Annotated in this window: 5 protein-coding genes; 2 read left to right on the top strand and 3 right to left on the bottom strand. The window is 74.6% G+C overall.

Annotated elements, in window-relative coordinates:
- Window positions 1–66: 66 nt before the first annotated feature.
- Window positions 67–927, bottom strand: coding sequence for a hypothetical protein (locus OO57_RS37235; RefSeq protein WP_063737732.1), 861 nt, complete (start codon window positions 925–927; stop codon window positions 67–69).
- A gap of 647 nt (window positions 928–1,574) precedes the next feature.
- On the opposite strand from OO57_RS37235, the gene OO57_RS37230 reads away from it, so the two are divergent.
- The gene (locus OO57_RS37230) at window positions 1,575–2,357 is read left to right on the top strand and encodes a transglycosylase family protein (RefSeq protein WP_051778747.1); all 783 of its coding nucleotides are present in this window, start codon (window positions 1,575–1,577) and stop codon (window positions 2,355–2,357) included.
- Window positions 2,358–2,544: 187 nt separating this feature from the next.
- The gene (locus OO57_RS46525) at window positions 2,545–3,054 is read left to right on the top strand and encodes a transglycosylase family protein (protein WP_081974229.1); all 510 of its coding nucleotides are present in this window, start codon (window positions 2,545–2,547) and stop codon (window positions 3,052–3,054) included.
- An 11-nt stretch (window positions 3,055–3,065) separates the two neighbouring features.
- On the opposite strand, the gene OO57_RS37220 is transcribed toward OO57_RS46525, so the two are convergent.
- Window positions 3,066–3,701 carry a DUF4865 family protein gene (locus tag OO57_RS37220; RefSeq protein ID WP_033257297.1) on the bottom strand — a complete coding sequence of 212 codons (636 nt, stop codon included), beginning with the start codon at window positions 3,699–3,701 and terminating at the stop codon, window positions 3,066–3,068.
- Window positions 3,702–3,754: 53 nt separating this feature from the next.
- The gene (locus OO57_RS37215) at window positions 3,755–4,369 is read right to left on the bottom strand and encodes a TetR/AcrR family transcriptional regulator (RefSeq protein ID WP_051778746.1); all 615 of its coding nucleotides are present in this window, start codon (window positions 4,367–4,369) and stop codon (window positions 3,755–3,757) included.
- Window positions 4,370–4,416: the final 47 nt, after the last annotated feature.

Raw genomic sequence — 4,416 nt, 5'->3', positions numbered from 1 at the left:
CGTCAGGGGCGGGTCCGGCGGTGGCCGGGTCGTTCACGGGGTCGTCGGTCATCGGCGCGGCCCCGCTCAGGTGCCGGCCAGCGGGAGCATCCCGGCGGCGAGCAGGCCGTGGGCCGCGGCCCGGTCCATGGCGATCCGCAGCAGGTCCTCGCGGGGCTGGCGGCCGATGGTGCCGGCCGGTACCGCGTACATGATCACCTCGGACTTGCGGGCCGCCGCGGCCCGCCAGCCCGGGGTGACCTGGAGCGGCTGGTGGGCCTGCCACCAGGCGGCCGAGCCGCCGGTCGCCGAGGGCTGGAGGATCGCGTGCAGCTGCCCCATCGCCATCAGCACCGACCAGCCCGCCCGCGGCCGGGCCGGGGCCTGGTTGACGTCCTGGACGATCTGGAAGCCGTGCTCGGTCAGCAGCGAGAGGAACTCGTCCTCGCCGAGGGCGCTGCCCGGGCGGCCGACCGGCCCGGTCGGCTCGACCACCAGCGCGGCGTGCTGGGTGTCGCCGCACAGCACGATCCCGCAGGTCACGCCGAGCACCGCGGGCTGCGGCTGGCCCGGCGGGGCGGTCGGCGGGGCGGTGATCGGCTCCGGGATGCGCACCTCCACCGCCGGCTCCGGCACCGCCGGTGCGGGCGCCACGGCCTGGGCGGGCAGCGCGGCGTCCGCACCCTGGCCGATCGACTCGACGGCGCCGCGCAGCTGCTGCTCGTCCACCGGCACCACCTGGGACGGCACGCAGCGGGCGTGCGCGAAGGCCAGCACCGCGGTCTCCTCGCCGACGAACAGGACGGTGCTGGTGGGCTCGCGCAGCGAGTCGCCCGGTTGTCGGCAGGAGGTGCAGTCGTACGCGTCGGGGGCGTGGGCGCCCGCGAGCAGGCTCTCGGCCTCGTCGTCGCCGATCTCGGCGCGTACGTCCTCGCTCACCTCAAGCATGCGCGGCACTGATGACTCCTCGTTCGCCCTGACGTTCCAGGTGCTGGTTCCGGTGCCCCCGGGCGGGACGTCCCGGGTGCGCGGCGCGGGGAGCGCCGACCGCCATTACCAACGGGAGGTTGTGGCTGGAGTCACGGGTGGGCGGCCGGGCGACGGGATTTGCACGGCTTCTGATCGCTCTGCGTGTATCGGTTGTCACAATCTGTCGATGCTGTGCCCGACCTCACACGGGTCAAACTGTGACCGGGGCCATATTCCCATATGGTTTGATCTTGGAAAAAGCGGATGAATCGGACATCGGTTGCCGAAAGGCATGACCGTTACCGCCGGTAATGCCGCTTTGACCTGGGACGACCAGAAAGTGTTTGGTGCTGGGGAGTCCGAATCGTAGGTTTTTGCCCGGTGCATCGAGCACCTCCCGGGTTCACCCCCGACGCACGGCCCCCGCCCGGCTCACCCCGGAACGCGGGCCCGGCGCCCACCGGCGCGACGGCAGCCAGCCGCCGCCGGGGATGCGGACAGGTGGCCGGGGCGGCAAGCGGCACGTCCGACACGTGCACGGCCCGCCCGACGGACTTGGCGAGCGAACACGGCCCGGTTGGGGCCTGGTTCCGCCTGCCCATCCCGGGAATGTCGAGAGGAATCTCATGACCTTCCGTAACGAGACCGCCGCTGCCACCACCGCCACCAAGCGCAACCGCGTCCGCGCGGCCGTCGTCGGCGGCGCCCTGCTCGCCGCCCCGGTGGCCGGCCTCGTCACGGCCAACACGGCCTCCGCCGCGGACGTCTCCACCTGGGACAAGGTCGCGATGTGCGAGTCGACCGGCAACTGGTCGATCAACACGGGCAACGGCTTCTACGGCGGCCTGCAGTTCACCTCCTCCACCTGGGCCGCCTTCGGCGGCACCGCCTACGCCCCGCAGGCCAACCTGGCCACCAAGGCGCAGCAGATCGCCGTCGCCGAGAAGGTGCTGGCCGTCCAGGGCCCCGGCGCCTGGCCCGTCTGCTCCGTCCAGGCCGGTCTGACCAAGGGCGGTGCCCCGGCCCAGGTCGACACCTCCGGCTCCTCCTCGTCGACCTCGTCGTCGAGCAGCAGCTCCTCGTCCTCCTCGAAGTCGACCTCGTCGAAGTCGAACACCGCCACCTCGGACGACACCGCCAAGGCGTCCCGCTCCGAGTCCCGCGCCCAGGCCCCCAAGGCCGCCGCGCAGGAGGCCCCGAAGCAGACCTGGAAGAACAAGTCCGCCTCGGCGACCACCACCAACACCGCCACCGCCTCCGGCGACAGCTACACCGTGAAGTCCGGCGACACCCTGTCCAAGATCGCGGACAGCCTGGGCGTCGACTGGCACACCCTGTACAGCAACAACTCCGGTGTCGTCGGCGGCAACCCGGACCTGATCTACCCGGGCCAGGTCCTGTCGGTCTGACCCACCCCCGGAAGCACCGCTTCCCCGGGATCACCCGCTGATCCCACCCTGTCGGCGCGAAGCCGCCACCCCGAGTCCAGGGGTGGCGGCTTCCGCCGTCCCCGGGCCCGGCCGGTCCTCCGGCGGAGCCACCCGCTCGGCGGTCTCCGGAGGGTGGGACGGCGGGCGCCGTGCGTAGCGTCGGGGGATGCGGATACCTCGCTCGTACGGACGGGGCCTGGCCGTGCTCGGCCTGCTGCTCCCCGCCGCCGTCGCCCTGACCGCCGGGGCGCCCGCCGAAGTCCTGGCCGCCGCGGCGCCCGCCGAAGCCCTGACTGCCGGGGCGCCCGCCGAAGTCCTAGCCGCCGCGGCACCCGCCGAAGCCCTGACTGCCGCGGCACCCGCCGAAGCCCTGACTGCCGGGGCGCCCGCCGAAGTCCTGGCCGCCGCCACCGGTCGGCGCACGCCCGATCTGGTCTGGGACCGCCTCGCCGACTGCGAGAGCGACGGCGACTGGCAGGCCGACACCGGCAACGGCTACTACGGCGGCCTGCAGATCTGGCCGCCCACCTGGCGCGAGGCCGGCGGCCTGCGCTACGCCGACCGACCCGACCACGCCGGCCGGCGCCAGCAGATCACCGTCGCCGAGGAGGTCCTGCGCCGCCAGGGCTGGCAGGCCTGGGGCGGGTGCGCGCGGGCGATCGGCCTGCTGGAGTAGGGCTCCTCACCTCACCAGGCGCGGCCCTCGGGGAGGGCGGACAGCTCCGGGGCGGACAGGTGCGGGACGGCGAACCGGACCGTCGCCGGGTCGTCCCGCAGCGTGCTGGTAGCGGCGTCGGCGTCGGCGGCGTGGTCGGCGTGGAGGACGAAGCGCAGGAGCTCCCAGCGGCCCGGGTCGAGGGCCAGTACGGCGGTGTGCACGGCCGGGTCGCGGGCCAGTTCGCGCAGCTGCTCCACCTCGCCGTCCACGTGCGCGGCCAGGGCCCGCGGGTCCTGCGCCACGGGGACGGCGGTCAGCCGGCGGGTGGCGGCGCCCGGGACGGGCAGCCGGGCGCGGGCCGGGCCGGAGAAGTGCGCGAGGACCGTCCAGTGCTGGACGGTCGGGCGCCCGAAGTCCCGGACGATGTTCTCGAACCCGCCGCCGCCGACCAGGAACCGGGCCGCCTCGCCGTCCGAGCGCCACACGTACAGCGGCGCGTACTGGTGCACCGGCGAGCCGTCGACCCCGCGCTCGCGCAGCAGCCAGGCCTTGAAGCCGAGCCCCGGACGGTCGTCCAGGAGCGGGGCGCCCGCCTTGATCCGGAGGCGGATCACGTCGAGGTCGTAGTCGGCGGGCAGGGTGATCTCGTACTGCTTGGCGAGCACGGCGTTGCGTCCTTCCGGTGGTCGGGTGGTCGGGTGGTCGGGTGGTTGGGTGGTCAGGCGGGGCGGGGCGGGGAGAGCAGGGCGAGCAGGGCGGTGACCGCCTGGTCGAAGGGCTCCGGGGTGCCCGCCGCGCGGGCCAGCACGTAGCCGCCCTGCAGGACGGCGACCACGGTCGCGGCCGTGCCGGACGGGTCGACGGACGGCGGCAGCTCCCCGCCCGCCCGCCCCTCCGCCAGGACCTCCGCGAGCCGCCCGCGCAGCCAGCCGAGGGTCTGCTCGACCGGGGCGCGCAGCACCGGGTCGGCCATCACCTCCGGGTCCTGGGTCAGCCGTCCGACCGGGCAGCCGCGCAGCACGTCGCGCTCGTGGCGCAGGTACGCGGTGACCCGCTCGACCGCCGTGCCCGGGCCGGACAGCAGCCCGTCGGCGCGGGCGCGCAGCTCCTCGGCGGTGCGGGTGATCGCGGCGAGGGCGAGGTCGGACTTGCCCGCGAAGTGGTGGTACATGCTGCCCTGCCCCGCGCCCGCGCGCTGCTGGACGGCCTTCGGGCTGGTGCCGGTGTAGCCGCGTTCCCAGAGCAGCTCGCGGGTGGCTTCGACGAGGCGGTCCGCGGTGGGGGAGGCGGCTCGGGCGGGTGGCGGGTTCGTGGTCACGGCGGCACTGTACATACCAGTAGGTACAGAGGGGAAGCGGGGGAGGGAGGGGAGGAGGGCGG

It is taken from the genome of Kitasatospora phosalacinea (assembly GCF_000717185.1).
GTDB lineage: Bacteria > Actinomycetota > Actinomycetes > Streptomycetales > Streptomycetaceae > Kitasatospora > Kitasatospora phosalacinea_A.
This window is presented reverse-complemented; position numbering and strand designations above follow the sequence as displayed.